This window comes from Aldersonia kunmingensis, from assembly GCF_001646865.1.
Taxonomy (GTDB): domain Bacteria; phylum Actinomycetota; class Actinomycetes; order Mycobacteriales; family Mycobacteriaceae; genus Aldersonia; species Aldersonia kunmingensis.
Map to the genome: position 1 here is coordinate 1 of NZ_LRRB01000217.1, position 20,703 is coordinate 20,703.

General features: G+C 66.5%; 23 protein-coding genes and 1 pseudogene. 16 read left to right on the forward strand and 8 right to left on the reverse strand.

Going from position 1 to position 20,703, the window contains the following annotated elements; genetic code table 11:
- Positions 1–389, reverse strand: a 389-nt coding sequence (locus A8G08_RS16660; protein WP_068276386.1) for an SRPBCC family protein, incomplete at its 3' end; no start/stop codon positions are given.
- Positions 390–577: 188 nt separating this feature from the next.
- On the opposite strand from A8G08_RS16660, the gene dapA reads away from it, so the two are divergent.
- Positions 578–1,468 (forward strand): 4-hydroxy-tetrahydrodipicolinate synthase, encoded by an 891-nt coding sequence (dapA, locus tag A8G08_RS16665; RefSeq protein ID WP_068276389.1) that lies wholly within the window; start codon positions 578–580, stop codon positions 1,466–1,468.
- Positions 1,465–3,288, forward strand: a complete 1,824-nt coding sequence (locus A8G08_RS16670) for a ribonuclease J (protein ID WP_068276391.1) — start codon at positions 1,465–1,467, stop codon at positions 3,286–3,288. The genes dapA and A8G08_RS16670 overlap by 4 nt, the downstream gene beginning before the upstream one ends.
- A 12-nt stretch (positions 3,289–3,300) precedes the next feature.
- On the opposite strand, the gene A8G08_RS16675 is transcribed toward A8G08_RS16670, so the two are convergent.
- Both A8G08_RS16675 and A8G08_RS16680 read right to left on the reverse strand, forming a co-directional pair.
- Positions 3,301–4,560: a hypothetical protein gene (locus A8G08_RS16675; protein ID WP_068276393.1), complete on the reverse strand. Its 1,260-nt coding sequence runs from the start codon at positions 4,558–4,560 to the stop codon at positions 3,301–3,303.
- 87 nt (positions 4,561–4,647) lie between these two features.
- Positions 4,648–5,418 carry a sulfite exporter TauE/SafE family protein gene (locus A8G08_RS16680; RefSeq protein ID WP_068276398.1) on the reverse strand — a complete coding sequence of 257 codons (771 nt, stop codon included), beginning with the start codon at positions 5,416–5,418 and terminating at the stop codon, positions 4,648–4,650.
- A gap of 93 nt (positions 5,419–5,511) precedes the next feature.
- Between A8G08_RS16680 and A8G08_RS16685 the strand changes: the two genes are divergently transcribed.
- Positions 5,512–6,135, forward strand: coding sequence for a TIGR03085 family metal-binding protein (locus A8G08_RS16685; protein ID WP_068276400.1), 624 nt, complete (start codon positions 5,512–5,514; stop codon positions 6,133–6,135).
- Between the two features lie 70 nt (positions 6,136–6,205).
- Positions 6,206–8,703, forward strand: a pseudogene (locus tag A8G08_RS16690) (FtsK/SpoIIIE family DNA translocase).
- A gap of 94 nt (positions 8,704–8,797) precedes the next feature.
- Here the strand turns inward: A8G08_RS16690 and A8G08_RS16695 are convergent.
- Positions 8,798–9,607, reverse strand: a complete 810-nt coding sequence (locus A8G08_RS16695; protein WP_157108622.1) for a DUF1906 domain-containing protein — start codon at positions 9,605–9,607, stop codon at positions 8,798–8,800.
- A gap of 237 nt (positions 9,608–9,844) precedes the next feature.
- On the opposite strand from A8G08_RS16695, the gene A8G08_RS16700 reads away from it, so the two are divergent.
- Positions 9,845–10,846, forward strand: a complete 1,002-nt coding sequence (locus A8G08_RS16700; protein ID WP_068276405.1) for a TerC family protein — start codon at positions 9,845–9,847, stop codon at positions 10,844–10,846.
- Here the strand turns inward: A8G08_RS16700 and A8G08_RS16705 are convergent.
- Entirely contained in the window at positions 10,843–11,130 is a 288-nt protein-coding gene (locus tag A8G08_RS16705) for a YciI family protein (RefSeq protein WP_068276408.1), read from the reverse strand. The genes A8G08_RS16700 and A8G08_RS16705 overlap by 4 nt on opposite strands.
- A gap of 8 nt (positions 11,131–11,138) precedes the next feature.
- The gene (locus A8G08_RS16710; RefSeq protein WP_068276410.1) at positions 11,139–11,699 is read right to left on the reverse strand and encodes an amino-acid N-acetyltransferase; all 561 of its coding nucleotides are present in this window, start codon (positions 11,697–11,699) and stop codon (positions 11,139–11,141) included.
- Positions 11,700–11,820: 121 nt separating this feature from the next.
- Between A8G08_RS16710 and pgsA the strand changes: the two genes are divergently transcribed.
- From pgsA to A8G08_RS16735, 6 genes are all read left to right on the forward strand, one after another.
- A complete protein-coding gene (pgsA, locus tag A8G08_RS16715; protein WP_084436392.1) occupies positions 11,821–12,561 on the forward strand; it encodes a CDP-diacylglycerol--glycerol-3-phosphate 3-phosphatidyltransferase in 741 nt (246 codons plus the stop codon).
- Positions 12,558–13,049: a CinA family protein gene (locus tag A8G08_RS16720; protein WP_068276412.1), complete on the forward strand. Its 492-nt coding sequence runs from the start codon at positions 12,558–12,560 to the stop codon at positions 13,047–13,049. The genes pgsA and A8G08_RS16720 overlap by 4 nt, the downstream gene beginning before the upstream one ends.
- Before the next feature lie 177 nt (positions 13,050–13,226).
- Positions 13,227–13,604 carry a helix-turn-helix domain-containing protein gene (locus A8G08_RS16725; protein ID WP_068276413.1) on the forward strand — a complete coding sequence of 126 codons (378 nt, stop codon included), beginning with the start codon at positions 13,227–13,229 and terminating at the stop codon, positions 13,602–13,604.
- A gap of 210 nt (positions 13,605–13,814) precedes the next feature.
- On the forward strand, positions 13,815–14,633 hold the full coding sequence (locus tag A8G08_RS16730; RefSeq protein ID WP_068276416.1) for a PspA/IM30 family protein: 819 nt from the start codon (positions 13,815–13,817) through the stop codon (positions 14,631–14,633).
- 206 nt (positions 14,634–14,839) lie between these two features.
- Positions 14,840–15,016, forward strand: a complete 177-nt coding sequence (locus A8G08_RS27535) for a hypothetical protein (protein ID WP_169823324.1) — start codon at positions 14,840–14,842, stop codon at positions 15,014–15,016.
- A 4-nt stretch (positions 15,017–15,020) separates the two neighbouring features.
- On the forward strand, positions 15,021–15,728 hold the full coding sequence (locus A8G08_RS16735) for a PIG-L deacetylase family protein (protein WP_068276417.1): 708 nt from the start codon (positions 15,021–15,023) through the stop codon (positions 15,726–15,728).
- On the opposite strand, the gene A8G08_RS16740 is transcribed toward A8G08_RS16735, so the two are convergent.
- Positions 15,725–16,366: a maleylpyruvate isomerase family mycothiol-dependent enzyme gene (locus A8G08_RS16740; RefSeq protein WP_068276438.1), complete on the reverse strand. Its 642-nt coding sequence runs from the start codon at positions 16,364–16,366 to the stop codon at positions 15,725–15,727. The two genes, A8G08_RS16735 and A8G08_RS16740, sit on opposite strands and share 4 nt — an antisense overlap.
- Positions 16,363–16,797, reverse strand: a complete 435-nt coding sequence (locus A8G08_RS16745; RefSeq protein WP_245672858.1) for a MarR family winged helix-turn-helix transcriptional regulator — start codon at positions 16,795–16,797, stop codon at positions 16,363–16,365. Before A8G08_RS16745 ends, A8G08_RS16740 begins: the two co-directional genes overlap by 4 nt.
- 89 nt (positions 16,798–16,886) lie before the next feature.
- On the opposite strand from A8G08_RS16745, the gene A8G08_RS16750 reads away from it, so the two are divergent.
- The 5 genes from A8G08_RS16750 (at position 16,887) to recX (ending at position 20,609) form a co-directional block, all read left to right on the forward strand.
- The gene (locus tag A8G08_RS16750) at positions 16,887–17,291 is read left to right on the forward strand and encodes a DUF1304 domain-containing protein (RefSeq protein WP_068276418.1); all 405 of its coding nucleotides are present in this window, start codon (positions 16,887–16,889) and stop codon (positions 17,289–17,291) included.
- A gap of 37 nt (positions 17,292–17,328) precedes the next feature.
- Positions 17,329–18,492 (forward strand): glycosyltransferase, encoded by a 1,164-nt coding sequence (locus A8G08_RS16755; RefSeq protein WP_068276421.1) that lies wholly within the window; start codon positions 17,329–17,331, stop codon positions 18,490–18,492.
- A gap of 71 nt (positions 18,493–18,563) precedes the next feature.
- Complete coding sequence (locus A8G08_RS16760) at positions 18,564–18,758, forward strand: DUF3046 domain-containing protein (RefSeq protein ID WP_068276424.1); 195 nt, start codon at positions 18,564–18,566, stop codon at positions 18,756–18,758.
- A 260-nt stretch (positions 18,759–19,018) separates the two neighbouring features.
- Positions 19,019–20,068, forward strand: coding sequence for a recombinase RecA (gene recA / locus A8G08_RS16765; protein WP_068276426.1), 1,050 nt, complete (start codon positions 19,019–19,021; stop codon positions 20,066–20,068).
- Between the two features lie 4 nt (positions 20,069–20,072).
- The gene (gene recX, locus A8G08_RS16770) at positions 20,073–20,609 is read left to right on the forward strand and encodes a recombination regulator RecX (protein WP_068276429.1); all 537 of its coding nucleotides are present in this window, start codon (positions 20,073–20,075) and stop codon (positions 20,607–20,609) included.
- Positions 20,610–20,703: the final 94 nt, after the last annotated feature.

A 20,703-nucleotide genomic window follows, 5' to 3' on the forward strand; every position in this document is an offset into this window, starting at 1 on the left:
AGGACGGTCCCGAGCACCTTCTTGAGCAGGAAGCCAGGCACCTTCATCTTCGGTTCGAGTTCCAACTCGAACCGCACCTTGGTGCCCCTGCCGGATGCCGACAGGGTGAAGCTGCCGACCTGGAGCTTCTGGGCGGTGCTTTCCACCAAGTGCCAGCTCGCGTTGCGGTCGCCGTCCCAGTCGTACGCGATGAGCTGATAGTCGGTCTGGCCGCGCATTCCGAACTCGGCGCGCAACAGCTTCGGCCTGCCGTCGTCGTAGCGCTCTTCCACTCTGCAGTTCTTGTACGGCCCTGCCCACTTCGGCAGGTCTTCGACGGCGACGATCGCCGCCATCACCGCCGCTGCGTCTGCCGCAATTTCGAATTCCTTGCTTCCCTTGACCGACATACGAGCCCCAACTCTGGTGATCGGCGGACGTGCAAGTGCGAATTGAGTCACAAATTACCGAATCGTGCCCCGGCATTTGTGGCGTTTGACACGGGTTCCCGCGTCAACCGCGTCGATATGCCGTTTGTTACCCCCAAAGGTGCGTTCGACGTGCAGGGACGCCTCTGGAAGCGGGTAACCTTCTGCCCATGACATCTGCGGTTTCTGCATCGGGCGCCATTGGCGTTGCGATGGTGACGCCCTTCTCTGCCGACGGGAAGCTGGACGTCGATACGGGTGTTCGGCTGGCCGCGCATCTCGTCGACAACGGCTGTGACCTGCTGGTTGTCGCTGGCACGACCGGCGAGTCGCCGACCACGAGTCCGGAAGAGAAGGCAGAGCTGCTGAAGGCGGTCGTGGATGCCGTAGGAAACCGGGCGACCATCATCGCGGGCGCCGGCACTTACGACACCGCAGAAAGCATCGATCTGGCGCAGCAGGCCGAGCGGGCCGGCGCGCGTGGCCTCCTCGTTGTGACGCCGTACTACTCGCGGCCGCCGCAGGCCGGTCTGCTTGCGCATTTCGTCGCAGTCGCGGATGCCACCGACCTGCCGGTGACGCTGTACGACATTCCGCCGCGCTCGGTGGTCCCGATCCTTCCGGACACGATTCGCCGGCTTGCGGAGCATCCGCGCATCGTCGCGGTCAAGGACGCCAAGGGCGATCTCAACGCCGGCGCCGAGTTGATCGCCGAGACCGGCCTCGCCTACTACTCGGGTGACGATCCGCTGAACCTGCCGTGGCTCTCCGTGGGCGCCGTCGGTTTCATCAGCGTCATCGGCCACCTCGCACCCGGCCGGCTACGCGAACTGCACGACGCCTACCGCGCCGGTGATGTCGAACGAGCACGCCAGATCAACTACAGCCTGATCCCGCTCACCAAGGCGATGAGCGGCCTGGGCGGTGTGGCGGCAATGAAGGCGGCGCTACGCCTGCAGGGCATCGATGTCGGCGAGCCGCGGCTGCCGCAGATCATGCCGACCACGGATCAGATCGACCTGCTCGCCGCCGATATGCAGACCGCAGGGGTGCTTGCATGACCCGACCGGGCCGATCACGCGGCCGGGCAACCCGCACTGCGGGTCCGCCCTCGGACCGTGACTCTCGTCCCAGCGGCCGTCCGGTCGCGCAGACCTCGGCCGCGCAGCAACGGCCGGATTCGCGCGTCGCCGCGACCGACCCGCACGAACGGCTGAGTTCGCCGCCGAAGGCGCCGAAGCACGGCCTGCGCGTGGTCGCGCTCGGCGGTATCGGCGAAATCGGCCGCAACATGACGGTTTTCGAGCATCAGGGCAAGATCCTGGTGGTCGACTGCGGTGTCCTCTTCCCGGAGGATCAACAGCCCGGCGTCGACCTGATCCTGCCCGACTTCCGGCATATCGAAGCGCGCATGGCCGATGTCGAGGCGATCGTGCTCACCCATGGCCATGAGGACCACATCGGCGCGGTGCCGTTCCTGTTGCGCCTGCGGCCCGATATCCCGGTGGTCGGCTCGAGGTTCACCCTCGCTCTCGTCGCGGCGAAATGCCGTGAGCACCACCAGCGTCCGAAGCTGGTCGAGGTTGTCGAGGGCCAGCGCACGACGCACGGTCCGTTCGAGTGCGAGTACTTCGCGGTGAACCACTCGATCCCGGACGCGATCGCTGTCGCGATTCGGACCTCGGCCGGAATCGCCCTGCACACCGGTGATATCAAGCTCGACCAGCTGCCACTCGACGGCCGGCTCACCGACCTCGCCGGTTTCTCCCGCCTCGGCGACGAGGGCGTGGACCTGTTCCTCGTCGACTCCACCAATGCCGAGGTGCCCGGCTTCGTCACGCCGGAGCGCGAGATCGGCGGCGTACTCGACACTGTCATCGGCAAGGCGAAGGCCCGCGTGATCGTGGCGTCGTTCGCGAGCCATGTGCACCGCATTCAGCAGGTGGTCGACGTCGCGCAGCGCTACGGGCGCCGGGTCTGCTTCGTCGGCCGCTCGATGGTCCGCAACATGGATATCGCACAGCAATTGGGCTATCTCAAGCTGCCCGAGGGCGTCGAGGTCGACATGAAGACGGCCGCGAGCCTCCCCAACGACAAGTTGGTGCTCATCTCCACCGGGTCGCAGGGCGAACCGCTATCGGCGCTGTCCCGGATGGCGCGCGGCGAGCACCGACAGATCAACATTCATTCCGATGACCTCGTGGTGCTGGCGTCCTCGCTCATCCCGGGCAACGAGAACTCGGTGTTCGCGGTGGTGAACGGACTGGCGCGGCTCGGCGCGACGGTAGTCACCCAGCAGAACGCGAAGGTGCATGTATCGGGCCACGCGTCGGCGGGCGAACTGCTCTACCTCTACAACGCGGTGCGGCCATCGAATGCGATGCCGGTGCACGGCGAATGGCGGCATCTGCGCGCCAACGCGGCCCTCGCAATCGCGACCGGTGTCCCCGAGGATCGCGTGGTGTTGGCCGAGGACGGCGTCGTCGTCGATCTCGTGGACGGCATCGCCAGGATCGTGGGCCGGGTGCCCGTCGGGCATGTTTATGTTGACGGTCTGTCGGTCGGCGACGTCGGCGAGTCCACCCTCTCGGACCGGCTGGTCCTGGGCGAGGGCGGCTTCATTTCGATCACCCTCGCTGTCGACTCGACGACCGGTCGCGCCGTCTCCACTCCCGAGCTGAACGGGCGCGGATTCTCCGACGACCCGGCCGCGCTCAAAGAGGCCGCGAAGCTGGTCGAGGCCGAACTGCTTCGCCTTGCGGGCGAGGGCATTACCGACACACACCGGATCGCGCAGAGCGTTCGCCGGGTCGTGGGCCGCTGGGTGTCGGAGAAGTACCGCCGCCGCCCGATGATCGTGCCGACCGTCATCGGCGTCTAGTCGTCACTCCCGTCAACAGGTGGACGGCCACCGGTTGGGCAGTTGCGGCTTCCCGCGTGCGGCCGTCACCGCTGACACGGCGGCGCTGACTGCGGTGCTCTCGGCACCGATGAGGGCGCGTGCCGCCCGCGCTCCGGGCGAGATCGTAGCCACCCGCGCGAGTTCGTCTCCCGCCAAAGGCTTTTCGACGGCGTCGAAGAGCGCGGCGACGCCGTCTGGACCGTAGTTCGCCAACGCCTTGTCCAGCGAGTACATGCCGACAGCGCCGGTGGTGAGCGCGGCGGCCAGGCGGGTGTCCTGCACGAACGCGGCAAGGTTGCCACGGTAGGGGCCCTCACCTGCTTCGCCGAGGTTGAAGGTCGCCGAGTTGCCGTACCAGCGCCGCATGTCGTCGATATAGGCCGAGTGGATCGACGGGCCTGGATCGATGCCGATGAGGTTGGCGTAGGTCGAGCGCATCGTCATGAACGACACCCCGCGGAAGGTGCCAGGCCGCGGCAACGGCATACCGAGACCGTCGGACAGCGCGGAGTCGCCGTTCGTGAGGTCGTCGAACAGGAACGGGTAGACGGCGGCCACGGTCGGATATCCCCGTTGCTCGAGCCGTGCCACAACCGCTTCGTAGCCACGCATGGCCTCGCACTGCTGCGCGGGATCGATATTGCCGGACAACAACTCGGCGACGGGGAGGGGATCGCGGAAGGCCTTGTTGTTGGTTGCGGTGTCCTGCAACGAGGATTCGAGATCGAGGAGCACCTGTTCGGGTGTGAAGCCAATGTCGTTGGCCCAGTCGTCGAAGTCGCCGATCATCTGTTCGTGCAGGCCCACGTTGTCCTCGGTGGCCCAGTAACCGTCGGCGTAGGGGATCGTCAGCCAGGCGACCACTCCCACGTCGTTGCGTTCGGCCTCGCGGAGGAAGGGCAGCATTTCATCGAATCGAGGCTTGCCCGGCGGTACGGGACCGAAGTCGCGTTGCCAGCGCAGGTTGACCGAGATCCGGGCCCGCCTTTCCCTCAACACCTTCCATGCCTCGGGGGTGAAGACGTCGAGGTTCCGGCGGGCGGCCCAGTAGGAATCTGGATCGGCCAGTTGGCCGGTGTTGAACCCGTGCAGGGTGGACACTTCCTCGGCCGCCGCGAAGACGAGTCGCGAACGGGATGCCGCGGTGTCCGGCTCCGCCGCGGCTGTCGCAGCGGTGTTGGAAACCAGGAGGGCCACCGCGATCGGCAGAATCCCCGTCCAGACACGGCGCCAGGGCCGATGACGTGCCATCAGAGTCGTCCTCCCCGTGGGACCCTGCGGTGTAGATACGAGGAAAACGGTAGCGATTCGGCCCGAATTTCCGGCCCGAACCGGAATCTAGGTCGTTGCGAGAAGTCGCCAGAGGCCGATCAGGCCGACCGCGACAATCACGGCGCGAAGTGCGCCGGGGGAGAGGCGTCGGCCGTACTTCGCGCCGACGCTGCCGCCGACAAGGGAGCCGATGGCGATGAGGCCGGCGGCCGCCCAGTCGATCCGGTCGAATGCGACGAGCGTGTAGGCGAGCGCCGCGACGATGTTCACCAGCAACGACAGCAGGTTCTTCGCCGCATTCATCCGCTGCATCGACTCGGGCAGCAAGGCGCCCATCATGCCGATCAGCAGGATGCCTTGCGCGGCCGTGAAATAGCCGCCGTAGATGCCGATCAAGAAGGTGCCCGCGACGAGGGCCGCCATCCGGCCGGGGCTCACGTCATCTGCGGTTCGTCCCGCCGCCTCGGCACGCTTCTTGGCGAACGCCTGAATGCGGGGGCCGGCGATCACCAGAATGAGTGCGCCGACCAGCAGCACCGGCACGACCTGGGTGAACACCTTCTCGGGCAGGTGCAGCAGCAGCCAGGCGCCGATCGCAGCGCCGATCAGCGATCCGGGGATCTGCCAGCGCAGCCGGTTCCACTGGCCGCGCAGCTCGCGGCGATAGCCCCAGGTGCCGGAGACACCGCCCGCGACCAGGCCGACCGCGTTGGACATCGTCGAGGTCACCGGCGGATAGCCGAGCGCCACCAGGGTCGGGAATGTGATGAGCGTGCCGGACCCGACTATCGCGTTGATCGCGCCCGCACCGAACCCGGCCAGGGCGATCACGATCATGTGGGAGACGGGCACTGCCAAACCCTATGTGCGGGTGTTCCGCCCGCGCAGGGCAGGTATGTGCGTTGGTGAGATTATCGCTAGCTTGTGTGCATGAGCCTGGCACGCCGCGAACGTATAGCCCTTGTCGCAACGATGACCGAGGTCGGCCCCGATGCGCCGACCCTGTGCGGGGAGTGGACGACACGCGACCTTGCGGCCCATCTGGTGGTGCGTGAGCGCCGCCCCGACACCGGCCCGGGCATCCTGATTCAGAAGTTCGCGGGCTACACCGAGCGCGTTCGTAGCGGCGCTGCCGAGCGGGAGTGGTCCGAGCTGTTGGAGCAGGTCCGTACCGGCCCGCCGATTTGGTCGTTGATGAAGCCGCTGGACTCGGCGGTCAATATGACCGAGATGTTCGTGCACCACGAGGATGTGCGGCGAGGCAGCCCAGGATGGGAACCGCGCGCGCTTGATCCCGCAGATGAGGCAAAGCTGTGGTCTGCGCTGCGCCGGATGGCGCGAATGGCCTACCGGAAGTCGTCGATCACCGTCGTGCTGACCACGCTGACCGGCGAGCGGGTGGTGGCGCACAAGGGCGGCGATCGCGAAGTTGTCCTGACCGGAACGGCCTCCGAACTGCTGCTCCATGCGTTCGGACGGAACGAGGTGCGGGTCGAGGCGACCGGTGATCCGGCGGACGTCGACGCGGTGCATGCCCTGGATCGCAGTATTTGACCCCAGGGACACCGCATGTGACGAGTGTGGCGTATGGGCACAGTGGGACGCCAGCGACTAATCTGAGCGTATGGCAGGCAAGTCCGGCGGCACCACAGCGTCGCGTTCGCGCTCGCGGACGACGACGGGATCGACCCGACGCAAATCGCCTTCTCCCAGGTCACGCACGGTAAGTACGCCGCGCAAGCGTCGCCCGCAGGCCGTCGCAAGACGGAGACCCCGCTGGGCGTAGCGGGCCGGTGGATCGGATCGGGCTGGACGATGGTGGCGCGCGGCCTCGGCGCCACCACCCGGGCAGTCGGCCGGGCGCACGATATCGAGCACGGTCATCGTCGTGACGGCATAGCGCTGGGCCTGCTGGCCATCGCCGGCGTCGTGGCGGCTGCCGTGTGGGTTTCGGCTGGTGGTCCGGTCGGCGGGTGGCTCGCGACCGCGGTGCGGGCAACGGTCGGAACGGCGGCCATCCTGGTGCCGATCGTCGCGCTCGGGGTGGCGATCACGCTGATGCGGACCGAACCCGATCCGCAGGTCCGACCGCGGTTGGTGCTCGGTTCGCTGCTGCTCGGTCTCCCGCTGCTCGGCCTGTGGCACCTCGCCGCGGGCTCACCGGCGGACAGCGACGGCCGCTCGGACGGAGCCGGATTCATCGGTTATGCGGCCGGTGGTCCGCTGTCCGACGGACTCACCCCGTGGGTGGCGGTGCCGCTGATGATGCTCGCGATGCTCTTCGGCCTGCTGCTCGTCACCGGCACCACGGTGCGCGAGGTCCCGGAGCGGCTGCGCGAGCTGTTCGGGGCGCCCGACGACGACGAGTACGACGACTACGACGATTACGACTCCGACGAACCGCTGCGGCCCCGCCGTGGAACGCCGGCCGAGAACTACCCGGCCGACGAATTCGCCGGCGACGACAACGTCACCGAGATCCTGCCCGGCGAACCGCCCTTGCAGGAAGCGAAGAAGGCCAGGAAGCGGCCGAAGGGTGCCAAGCCCGTCGCAGAGCTGGCACCAGCAGGCGACCCGCAGTTGCCGCTGAAGGAGTTCGTCCCCGATCGCGTGGTCGAGGGCGATTACACGTTGCCGCCGGCGTCGCTGCTCATCGACGGCGATCCTCCCAAGAAGCGCAGTTCGGCGAACGACACGATGATCGATGCGATCAACGGGGTACTCGAGCAGTTCAAGATCGATGCCGCCGTCACCGGCTGCACCCGCGGTCCGACCGTGACGCGGTACGAGGTCGAGCTCGGCCCCGGCGTGAAGGTCGAGAAGATCACCGCGCTCACGCGCAACATCGCCTACGCGGTCGCCACCGAGAACGTCCGGCTACTTGCACCGATCCCCGGCAAGTCCGCGGTCGGTATCGAGGTGCCGAACGCCGACCGTGAGATCGTCCGCCTCGCAGACGTGCTCAAGGCGCCGTCGACGCGCAAGGATCACCACCCGCTGGTGATCGGGCTCGGCAAGGACATCGAGGGCAATTTCGTGTCGGCGAACCTGGCGAAGATGCCGCACCTGCTGGTGGCCGGCTCGACCGGCTCGGGTAAGTCCAGCTTCGTCAACTCGATGCTGGTCTCGCTGCTGCAGCGCGCGACGCCCGACGAGGTTCGGATGATCCTCATCGACCCCAAAATGGTCGAACTGACGCCGTACGAGGGCATCCCGCACCTGATCACGCCCATCATCACGCAGCCGAAGAAGGCAGCGTCGGCGCTGGCGTGGCTCGTCGAGGAGATGGAGCAGCGCTACCAGGACATGCAGGCCAGCAAGGTCCGCCACATCGACGACTTCAACAAGAAGGTCCGCTCGGGCGAGATCACCACGCCGCTGGGCAGCGAGCGGGTCTACCGGCCCTACCCGTACATCTTGGCCATCGTCGACGAGCTCGCGGACCTGATGATGACCGCGCCTCGGGACGTCGAGGATGCCATCGTGCGGATCACGCAGAAGGCGCGCGCCGCGGGCATCCACCTGGTCCTCGCGACACAGCGGCCGTCGGTGGACGTGGTCACCGGCCTCATCAAGACCAATGTGCCGTCGCGGCTCGCGTTCGCCACCTCGTCGCTAACCGACAGCCGGGTCATCCTCGATCAGCCGGGCGCGGAGAAGCTGATCGGTATGGGTGACGGGCTGTTCCTGCCAATGGGTGCGGGAAAGCCGACCCGACTGCAGGGCGCGTTCATCTCCGACGAGGAAATCCACGGCGTCGTCGACTTCGCCAAGAACCAGGCAGAGCCCGAGTACACCGAGGGCGTCACCGCGGCCAAGGTCGGTGAGAAGAAGGACGTCGACGCCGACATCGGTGACGATCTCGAGCTGTTCGTGCAGGCCGTGGAGCTCGTCGTGAGCAGCCAGTTCGGCTCGACCTCGATGCTGCAGCGAAAGCTGCGCGTTGGTTTCGCCAAGGCCGGCCGGCTGATGGACCTGATGGAGACCCGGGGCGTTGTCGGCCCCAGCGAGGGTTCGAAGGCGCGCGAGGTGCTGATCAAGCCGGACGAACTCGACGGACTGCTGTGGACCATCCGCGGCGGTGGCGACGAGGGTGCGCCGAGCGATTCGGAGGAGTTCTGAGCTCGCTGAGCGCACCTAGATTCGCGGAGTGAACGGAAGCGTTCACTCCGTTCAACGCAACGGATCTTCCGTTCGCACCCGCTTCAGACAGTGCTCAGAAGCGGCACCACCACGGCTTCTTGCTGAGCTGCTCGACCTGCGCCTCGAGCTCGTCGATGCGGTCGAGTGCGGCCGCGAGCCCGTCCACGAGCGTGTTGTAGCGGCCCTCCCCGTTCGAGCCGAGCTGCGGCCACCCGTCGAGTCCGGGTCCGCGCAGCTGCACCTGGATGTCGCGCAGGATCGCGTCCTGTTCGGGCGTCAAGTCGTCCTCCTCGGGATGCCAGTCCCACTGGCCGAAATCGACGGTGATCGCTTCGTTCACATCGCACTGCACGCCGTTCACCACGACCTGGCGCAAGGTCTGATGGATATTGCGGCGGGTCTCCACGTTCGTGCCCGACCACGCGTCGGTCTGCCACACCCAGTCGGCGGTGCCGGCGTCGAGCGCTCGGCTGACTGGCCAGTACCCGCCGTAGATGCCGACGTTCTCGGCGCTGAGCACGGTGGCGGCGCCGCGCAGGTACGCATCGATCGGAACCTGATCGGCGGGTGTGGCATCGAAATCCGCCGAGAAGTAGATCGGCCGATCGGCCCGGCCACCACAGGCCAGCACGTGTGCAAGACCTGCCGAGGCATCAGCAACACCGGCGTCGAAACCGTCCAGCATCCGGTTGGCCCACGTCTCCCAGTTCGACACGATCGAGATACCGTGCGCGCGCAAATCGGCCGCTTCTGCCGGGGTCAGCTGTTTGCCCGGCAGCGTCGGGCCGCCGGATGTGAGGTACCGCACGACGAAGTCGTAGCCGGCCGCGCGAATGGCGGCGCCGCCCGGCCGTCCAGCCGCATAGTCCAGGCCAAGCCGCATGTCGCCCACCCTAGGGCCTCGATGATCTTGATGCCGGACGGGCGGTTTGGGTGGTCTGCGGCAATTCAGTGCTGTGGTTCAATGGACCCACTGTTGGAGGGGAGTACCCCAGATCACGGTCGCGTCGTCAACACGTCTGGCATCGTTGCCGGTCCGGTGCGGTCGGTCCGGCGTAGCGAAACGCCGGACGGGGGAGACCTCCGGTAGCGACACACGTCTACCGGAGGGTAAGCCCGTATGCACGTAACCGCCGTCGAGTGGGTCATCACCATTGCGGTGATCATCGGCCTGTTCGTTTTCGACTTCTTCGCGCACGTCCGCAACCCGCACGAGCCGACCTTCCGCGAGTCCGCGTTCTGGTACGGCGTCTTCGTGCTGCTAGCGGTCGCCTTCGGCGGATTCGTGATGCTCAAATGGGGCAGCACCTACGGCAGTGAGTACTACGCCGGCTACATCACCGAGCTTGCGTTGTCGATGGACAACCTCTTCGTCTTCATCATCATCATGTCGACGTTCGCGGTACCCCGTCAGTACCAGCAGAAGGTCTTGCTCATCGGCATCGTGATGGCACTGGTCATGCGCGGCATCTTTATCGCCGTCGGCGCGGCCGCGATCAATGCGTACGCGTGGGTCTTCTACATCTTCGGTGCCTTCCTCATCTACACCGCGATCAAGCTGTTCAAGGATCACGGCCATGAGGAGGAGATCGAGGAGGAGCGCGAGTCGCGCATCATCGCGCTGGCGAAGCGCTTCCTGCCGACGACCGACGAATACGACGGCGACAAGCTCACCACCAAGATCGACGGCAAGCGAGTGGTCACTCCGCTGCTGCTGACCCTGGTCGCGATCGGTTTCACCGACCTGCTGTTCGCCCTCGACTCCATCCCGGCGATCTACGGGCTCACCAAGGAGCCCTACATCGTCTTCACCGCGAACGCGTTCGCGCTGATGGGCCTGCGCCAGCTGTACTTCCTGATCGGCGGACTGCTCGAGCGGCTCGTGTACCTGTCCTACGGCCTGTCGGTCATCCTGGCCTTCATCGGCGTGAAGCTTGTCCTGCACGCGCTGCACGAGAACACGCTCCCGTTCATCAACGGCGGAGAGCATGTGTCGGTGCCCGAGGTGTCCACGGCGATGTCGCTGGGCGTGATCATCGGCGTGCTGATAATCACGACGGTTGCGAGCCTGTGGAAGACGCGCAATCAGTCGGCCGACGACACCACCAAGGTCGAAAACTAGCTCTGCGAGAAGGCGCCCAGCGCGGGCTGCCAGCGTTGGACCCGGATCTCGTCGACGAGGTCCTCGACGACGAACGGATCGGCGTCGAGCAGGCTGCGAACCGAGTCGGTATCGGTGCCCTCGATCAGAATGAGGGCACCGGTGCCGTCCTCGTAGGCGCCGGCGGAAACCACCGTGCCCTGATCGAGAAGCGAGCGCAGCCAGTCGCGATGTGCGGGCCGGTGCTCGTCGCGCCCGGCAATCGTCGTCTCGGCGTAGGTGTAGTGCACGGTGAACAGCGACATCGTCGGTCTCAATTCTTTTCGGATGGGTCGAGTCCTTCGGGTACGTCGAGCGTGAGCAGCATCCGGGTATTGCCGAGTGTGTTCGGTTTCACGTAGCTCAGGTCGAGGAACTCCGCGATGCCCTCGTCGTAGGAGCGGCACATCTCCGCGTACACCTCGGCGGTGACCGGGGTGCCCTCGATCTCGGTAAAGCCATGACGGCTGAAGAAGTCGACCTCGAAGGTCAGCACGAACAGCCGCCCCAGTTCGAGTTCGCGGGCCACACCGATCAGCCGGCGCACGATCAGCCTGCCGACTCCGAGGCCCTTTACCGTGGGATCGACTGCAACGGTACGGATCTCGCCCAGGTCGGCCCAGAGCACGTGCAGCGCACCGCAACCGACCACCTCGCCGCGCACCTCGGCAACCCAGAATTCCTGGACGGCTTCGTACAGCGTCACGAGGTTCTTTTCGAGCAGAATCTTTCCCGCGTACACGTCCACGAGTCGCTTTATCGACGCGACGTCGGAGGTTCGCGCGCGACGAATCTTCGGCAGATTCTCCGAGGACTCGATCGGCGCAGTTGTCATGCGTGCAGAGTAGTCACCGCTGATGCCGATACTCTGAGGGTGTGTCGGTTGTTCTTAGTTTCAGCGTGCGGGAGCGCGTCGTCGTTCCCAGTCGCGGCTGCAACAGCCGGAGGGGTCGCGGATGAGCGCCCAACACGATGACATCGCGCCCGTGAACGGCGTCGCCGAGCCGGCCTCCGATCAACAATCAGCACGGAAGCTTGCCGTCGCGGAGACCGATCACGCGGCAGCCAATCCGGTGCCGCCGTCGGCGACGGCACCGAGTGCGGCGGCCGCGCCTGCGCACACCCCGGTCCCGCTGTTCAACATCGCCAACATCTTGACGATCGTGCGTATCGCGATCGTGCCGGTCTTCCTGCTCGCGCTGTTTGCGGGGGGTGGCGACGACACCGCTTGGCGGATCGTGGCAGCCCTGCTGTTCGGCATCGCCGCGGTGACCGACCGCATCGACGGCCAACTCGCCCGCAAGTACGGGCTCGTCACCGACTTCGGCAAGCTCGCCGATCCGATCGCGGACAAGCTGCTGATCGGTGCCGCCCTGATTGGGTTGTCGGTGCTCGGCGAGCTGGCCTGGTGGGTCACCGCCGTTATCGCGGCCCGTGAGATCGGCATCACGTTACTTCGGTTCGCGGTATTGCGGCATGGCGTGATTCCGGCCAGTCGCGGCGGAAAGCTGAAAACACTGGTGCAGTCGGTAGCTATTGCCCTCTACCTGTTGCCGTTGTCGGGAGCAGCCCACGTCCTGGCGGTGTGGGTGATGGGACTCGCGGTGGCGCTCACGATCATCACCGGCCTGGACTATGTCTTCGGGGCGTTTCGCCTGCATGCGCTGGGTCGACGCCGGGTCGCGCAGGCAGAGTGAGCGACCCGCTCGCCGCGGCGATCCCGGCCCGCGAGCTGGTGCATGCCCTCGCTACGGCGCAGCAGACGGTTGCCACCGCCGAGTCACTGACCGCGGGCCTGCTCAGCGCGACGATCGCCGGAGTACCGGGCGCGAGTGCGGTGCTGCGCGGCGGAATCGTGGCCTATGCGACCGATCTCAAGAACACCCTGGCAGGTGTCGATCGGGCTGTCCTCGATGCCGAAGGGCCGGTATCGGCTGCGACGGCAGAACAGCTTGCGGTGGGTGCGATGGTCAACTGCGGCGCGGACTGGGGTATCGGCCTGACCGGCGTCGCCGGGCCCGATATGCAGGACGGCCGGCCGGTGGGGACGGTATTTCTCGGCCTAGCCGGACCAGGTGGTACCGAGGTTGTCCGCTTGCAGCTCGACGGTGACCGGTGGGCGATCCGGCTCGGAGCCGTTCGCGCGGCGGTGGTCGAGCTCACCGAGCGGGTACGCGCGGGTTGACCGGAGTGCCCACCGGTCGGCCGGCTGAAGGCCGTTTCGCCCGACTCGCCGCGTCCGCGTCCGGTCGGCGCGCTAAGGTCGGGAACCAACGATGCGGCCGCGATCGTTGACGCAATGAGTTCGACTTGTCGTCGATCGCTGGTGGGTCGGCACGTCGCATGTGACAGGAGGATCGAGATGGCGCTGTTGTTGCGAGAAGCTATCGGCGACAGTCTGCGGCGCACCCGGGTTTCGCAGGCCCGGACGCTGCGGGAAGTGTCCAGCTCCGCGCGGGTGAGCCTCGGCTACCTGTCCGAAGTCGAGCGTGGCCGCAAGGAAGCTTCGAGCGAACTGCTCGCGGCGATCTGCGATGCGCTCGAGGTCCCGCTGTCCGACGTACTGCATGAGGTCAGCGAATCGCTGGCGGTTACCACCGAACGTGAGCTGGCTACGGCAGGTGCTCCGGACTCGGTGGCGAGCGGTACCGCGACGGTGTCGGCCGGCCGCGCCGACGCCGGTCTCGTTGCCGATGACACGCTTATCGTCATTCCCGCACCGGCGCTCGTCGCCGCCTGAGCATCCACAACGGCAACCTGTCGTGGTTGTCGGTCGTGGACGAGAGAACAAACGGATAGATTCACCAGTAGGCGCTGAACCGTCGAAATGGCGGTCGGAGTCGAGTTGTCGGTCCGTGTCGGGCATCAACATCGGACCCACGGCACGTGATGGTCGCGTGCCGGCCCGCGCGTAGCGCGCGGCGCAGCAGATGGAGGCGGAACTCAACCGATGGCAAATCCGTTCGTCAAGGCCTGGAAATACATGATGGCCCTCTTTGATTCCAAGATCGAAGAGTATGCGGACCCGAAGGTCCAGATTCAGCAGGCGATCGAGGATGCCCAGCGTCAGCACCAGGCGCTGTCCCAGCAGGCAGCCTCGGTCATCGGTAACCAGCGGCAGCTCGAGATGAAGCTCAACCGTCAGCTCGACGAGGTGGAGAAGCTCAACGCTAACGCCCGCCAGGCAGTGACGCTGGCCGATCAGGCCGCGACCGCAGGCGACAACGAGAAGGCAGTGCAGTACACCAACGCCGCCGAGGCGTTCGCTGCTCAGCTCGTGACCGCGGAGCAGTCCGTGGAGGACCTCAAGGTGCTGCACGACCAGGCGCTGCAGGCGGCCGCGCAGGCGAAGAAGGCTGTCGAGCAGAACGCAATGATGCTGCAGCAGAAGGTCGCCGAGCGCGCCAAGCTGCTCAGCCAGCTCGAGCAGGCAAAGATGCAGGAGCAGGTGTCGGCCTCGCTGCGTTCGATGGACGGCACGCTGTCCGCGCCGGGCACCACGCCGAGCCTCGATGCGGTGCGCGACAAGATCGAGCGTCGCTACGCCGATGCGCTCGGTTCTGCTGAGCTCGCGCAGAACTCGGTGCAGGGCAGGATGATGGAGGTCCAGCAGGCCAGCGTCCAGATGGCGGGACATAGCCGGCTCGAGCAGATCCGGGCGTCGATGAAGGGTGACGCGTTGCCCGCCGGTGGCGACAGCGCGGCGGCCCCGACCCCGGCGCCGGCTTCGCAGCCGCAGGTCAACCCGGGCGAGACCGCCACTTCGTAGTACGTGACGGGTGACCATGCCTGCTGGGGTGTGGTCACCCGTTTCTGCGTTTCGGCCCCGAAGTCGCCCGCGCGCCGGCTCGGGGTGATCCCTGATCTTTCCCTGATTTACCGTCTGACCTCGTGCTTTACCGCCCGAACCCTGGCACGCTCTTTCAGTATGAGACGCCGGATCTGGCGTTCATCCCGCTCCGAGGGAGGCAGCAAGTGTTCTGGAAGATCGTCGGCATAGTCGCGCTGGTCTGGCTCGCGTTCCTGATCCTGGGCGCACTGATCAAGAGTCTGTTCCCGATCCTGGTTATCAGCGCCATCGTTTTCGGTCTGTATCTGCTCTACAAGGCGATGAGCAGCTCGGACAACAAGGACGTCACCAGGACGCCGTAGCGATATGGAACCCGTTCCCGAGGACTGGCAGCGCGGCCTTGTCATCGCCGCGCACCCGGACGACATCGAGTACGGCTCCGCGGCCGCCGTGGCGCGCTGGACGGCGCAGGGCAAGGACATTCGCTATGTGCTCGCCACCAGTGGCGAGGCAGGGATAGCGGGGCTGTCGCCCGCCGAATGCGGTCCGCTGCGCGAGCAGGAGGAGATCGCCGCGGCACGTGTGGTCGGGGTGAGCGAAGTGGAGTTCCTCGGCCACTCCGACGGCACCCTGGTCGAGGGGCCACCGCTGCGGCGCGATCTTGCGGCCGCGATCCGGCGGCATCGGCCGGAGCTGATTGTGACGCTGCACTTCGGACGCACCTGGGGCCCAGGCGCTTTGAACAGTGCCGACCACCGCGCGCTCGGCAGCGCCGTCCTCGATGCCGCCGCGGACGCCGGGAACGAATGGATCTTTCCCGATCTCGTCGAGGCGCCATGGTCGCCGCGCTGGGTTGCGGTACAGACACCCGACGCGAGCCACGCCGTCGACGTCACCGCCACGGTCGACAGCGCGGTGGAATCGCTTATGGCGCATCGGCGCTACCTCGAGGCACTCGAACCGACCCCGATCGACGAGCACGCGCGATCGGTGATCGACATGGTGATCGGCAGGTTCGACGATTTCGACGCCGAACGCGCAGTTGGATTCGAGCTCTACAGCTTTCGCGGCTAAGCCGTCATCCGCCGCCGTAGTTCGGCCACGCCCTCGCCCTGGAGCGATTCGAGGGCGACGGGACGGCCGCTGCAGGCCAACAGAATCGTCGCGATCGGACCGTGTACGAGTGATCCCGATCCGCGTGTCCACGGAACGTCCGTTGCTTCCACGTGCAGACCGCGGAAGCGATGTCGTGCTCCGAACGGAAAGCCGCGCCGCCACACGAATGTCGTTGCGGCGCGGGCTGTGTGCGTCGGCATCGGGACGGTGCGGCCGAGCGGGATCGCGACGTCCTGGGTATGGACGAGGATGTCGGTGAGCGGGTCGAACGCCACCGTCGCTGGTGGGTGGCGGCGGGAATCGATCACTGCCCGCAGCTGCTCGACGAGGCTCTCGACCGGGTCCGTGCGGCGGATAGCGGTCTCGTGCACCAGACGGTTGAAATTCCCTCGGTAACGGACCATTTCGCGTAGCGACTCGGACTGCGTCAGGGTTGCGCCGAGCACAAGGTGCGCGATGACATCGCGCACGCGCCAGCCGTCGCACAGTGATTCGGCATCCCATTCGTCTGCGTCGAGGGATTCGAGCAGCGTGACGAGTTCGCGGCGCCCCTGGGCGGTCGCGGCCCAGATGTCCTCGCGCGTCCAGTGATTCATGGTGCCCACGGGTCTGTGATCGTGCGGAGGTCGCTCAGGATTTCGCGCAGCGCAAGCAGCTTCTTCGGGCCGAGGTGACGAGACCACTCGGCCTCGACTTCGGCCACCGCGGCCCCCGCGACGGGCAGCATCTGCTCGCCGGACGGGCTGATCCGGATCAGCCGGGCGCGGGCGTCGGTTGGATCGGGCACCCGCTCGACAAACCCCTGGCGCTCGATCTGATCGACCAGGAACCCGGCGGTCTGCTTGGTCACCTGCGCTTGCTCGGCGAGGTCGGTCAGCCGGGTTCCGTTCGGCCCGATGCGCTGCACGATCTTCATCTGCGCGACCGTCAGTTCCACGCCGGCCTCCCGCAGTGCGGCAATGACCCGATTCTCCATTGCCCGATACGGCAGAAATAGCAGTACGCCGAGATTGGGTTCGTCATCCACTCGCAGACCTCCGGCGATCACCTCTGGACGATGGTCAGTCTATCTGACTAAACTAGTCAGATAGACTGACTAGTTTAGTGGTGGTTGCAATGTCGGTACTTGCGCAAATCTTCGCGCTCATCACGGCGTTCGTGCATGTGCTCGCGTTCACCTGGGAGGTCGTGCTGTGGCAACGACCTGGAGTGCACCAGGGCATCTTCCAAGTCTCCACAGCTGATCTGCCGCCGGTTCGGCTGTGGTCGTTCAACGTCGGCTTTTACAACCTGTTCCTCGCGGCCGGGCCGATCGTCGGCGTGGTGGCCTGGCACCTGGACTACGCGACGGTGGCCCGCACCCTCGTCATCTATTGCTGCTCGTTCATGGCGTTGGCCGGCGTGATGCTGTTCGTGTCCGACCGACTGGCCATGAGTAGGCCCAAGGGGGCGGGGGTTGGCGGTGCGGCGGCGCAATGCCTGCCTGCGCTGGTGGCCGTCGTGCTGACGTCGATGGGGTAGCCAGAGGTTCCAACCGGGAGGGTCCTATCCTGGCGCGATGCGTGTCGCAGTAGTTGCCGGTCCAGACGCCGGCCATGCCATCCCCGCGATTGCGCTGTGTCGCAAGTTCGCCGATGCCGGCGACGAGCCGACGTTGTTCACCGGCAAACCGTGGCTCGACGGGCTGGAGGCCGAGCCCTTCGCGGTGCGACTGCTGCCCGGGCTAGCCCCGCGTGACGAAGACAACGACATGGACGCGGGCCAGCGACTTCACGAGCGGTCGGCCTACATAGGCGAACTGCTCGCTCCCGAACTGCGCTCGCTGGGCTTCGATTTCGTGGTCTCCGATGTACTCACCGCCGGAGGAGGCCTGGCCGCGGAACTCTGCGGACTGCCATGGGTCGAACTGTCGCCGCATCCGCTGTATCTGCCGTCCAAAGGCCTGCCGCCGATCGGCAGCGGACTCGCGCCGGGCACCGGCCTGCGTGGTCGGCTGCGCGATGCGGTGATGCGCAAGCTCACGGCGCGATCGGTGCGGGATGGCGATCGGCAGCGATCCGCGGCCCGCGTTGGAATCGGTCTGCCCTCCGAGGATCCCGGGCCGCTCGCTCGCCTGATCGCGACGCTGCCTGCGCTCGAGGTCTCGCGCCCGGACTGGCCGGACAACGCGCACATCGTCGGTCCGCTGCTGTGGGAGCCGACCGACCAAGTGCTCGACCTGCCGCAAGGTGACGACCCGGTGGTGATGGTGGCGCCCTCGACGGCGTTCACCGGCGCCGACGGCATGGTGCCCACCGCGTTGCGCGCACTTGACGGCGCGGATGTGCGGGTCGTGGTGTCCATGCTCGACGAACCACCCACCGACCTGCCGGTATGGGCAAACGCGGGACTCGGCCGCCAGGACGTGCTGCTGCGCGATGCTGCGGTGGTCGTGTGTGGGGGTGGCCACGGCATGCTCGCCAAGGCGCTGCTCGCCGGTCGCCCGGTGGTGACCGTGCCGGGCGGTGGCGATCAATGGGAGCTGGCCAATCGCGCGCAGCGGCAGGGAAGTGCGCTGCTGGTACGCCCGCTGTCGGTGGAGGCCGTCCGCGACGCGGTGCTGCGTGTGCGCGACGAGCCGGGCTTCCGGGCCGCTGCCGAATCGGCCGCCGCGGGTGCGGCCGACGTCGCCGATCCAGTGCAGATCTGCCGGGATGTGCTTGCGGCCAACCCGGTGCGGTAGCGCAGAAAACGACCGATCGGCCGTCCCCTTGCGGCGCGACTCGTTCGATCGCACCGGCTACCGTTGGCGAAATGCGCCTGACCGAGTTTCACGAGATGTTGCACGACGAATTCGGCACCGCGCGAGGTGATGCACTGCTCGCCGACCACACGCTTCCCGCGCTGGGTAGTCGAACCGGCGCGCAGGCCATCGAGGCGGGCGTCGATCCGCGTGAGGTGTGGCGCGCTCTGTGCGCCGACCTGGATGTGCCGCGCTCGCGCTGGTAACCGCCGCCGGTGCTGGCCCCTATGGCCGGCCCGGCAAGCGACCCGTCATGGACAACTTCTCCGGCGTGTCGAACCCCGCGGAGATTGACTCGAACACATGTTCGCTTATGCTGATCGTGCTGGGGTCGCATGAGCACCATCCACAGGCCGGATTTCATCCACAGGCCAAGTGGCGAACTCGGACTTCGAGCCGGACCTGTCGGTGCCGGCTCCTAACGTAGCCACCGACCGCTGGATGAGCATCGAGAAGGGGACCGACGATGGCAGGACGCGAGAACGATCGCGACAAAGCGCTCGACCTGGCGCTGGCGCAGATCGACAAGAGTTTCGGCAAGGGCTCAGTGATGCGCCTGGGTGAGGAGGCTCGCCAGCCCATCTCGGTGATCCCGACCGGATCGATCGCACTCGACGTGGCACTCGGCATCGGCGGTCTGCCGCGTGGCCGCGTCGTCGAGATCTACGGCCCGGAATCCTCCGGTAAGACGACGGTCGCGCTGCACGCGATCGCCAACGCCCAGGCGCTCGGCGGCATCGCCGCCTTCATCGATGCGGAGCACGCGCTCGACCCGGACTATGCCAAGAAACTCGGCGTTGACACCGACGCGCTGCTGGTCTCCCAGCCGGACACCGGTGAGCAGGCGCTCGAGATCGCGGACATGCTCATCCGCTCGGGCGCGCTCGACATCATCGTGATCGACTCGGTCGCCGCCCTGGTGCCGCGCGCCGAGATCGAGGGCGAGATGGGCGACAGTCACGTCGGTCTGCAGGCCCGGCTGATGAGCCAGGCGCTGCGGAAGATGACTGGTGCACTGAACAACTCGGGCACCACCGCGGTCTTCATCAACCAGCTGCGCGAGAAGATCGGCGTCATGTTCGGCTCACCCGAGACGACCACGGGTGGTAAGGCACTGAAGTTCTACTCGTCGGTGCGCCTCGACGTCCGCCGGATCGAGACCCTCAAGGACGGCACCGACGCGGTCGGTAACCGCACCCGCGTGAAGGTCGTCAAGAACAAGGTGTCGCCGCCGTTCAAGCAGGCGGAGTTCGACATCCTCTATGGCACCGGGATCAGCAAGGAAGGCTCGATCATCGACATGGGGGTGGAGCACGGCTTCATCCGGAAGTCCGGCTCGTGGTTCACCTACGAGGGTGACCAGCTCGGGCAGGGCAAGGAGAACGCGCGGAAGTTCCTGCGCGAGAACACCGATATCCGCGACGAGATCGAGAAGAAGATCAAGGAAAAGCTCGGCATCGGCGCGGATGTGACCGTGAGCGAGGAAGTCGCGGACGCAGTCCCGGTCGAGTTCTAGGTCGATGGCTCGATCAGCCGCATCGTCCGAAACCGACTGCGGCGGTGGGACGGAGGCGCAGGCGAAGGATGTCTGCCTGCGCCTGCTCGCCATGCGAGCGCACAGCCGCGCCGAGTTGGCAGAGCGGCTGGCCAAGCGCGGCTTCGAACCCGAGGTCGCGCGCGGTGCGCTGGATCGATTGGCCGAAGTCGGTCTGATCGACGACGCGGCATTCGCCCGCCAGTGGGTGCAATCGAGACACCAGTACTCGGGCAAGGGTCGCACCGCGCTCGCGATCGAACTGCGCGGCAAGGGGATCGCGCCGGATCAGGCCGAGGCGGCGCTGGCGGAGATCTCCCGTGAGGATGAGCGCGAACGCGCCACCGAGCTCGTGCGCAAGAAGTTGCGCACGGTTGACGTGAGCGAGCTCGACGCCGCTGAGCGGGATCGGCTCACCCGGCGGCTCGTCGGGATGCTCGCGCGGCGGGGCTACTCGCAGGGCATGGCGTTCGATGTGGTGAAGTCCGAGCTGCGCGAGCTCGCGGCAAATGCGGAGTCGTGACCTCTAGCGATTTCGAGCTGACGATGGTCGAATTGCGGGTCGTCACACGCTATGTGGTGGAAAGCGCCGAGGAAGTCCTTCCGGTGTTCGACAA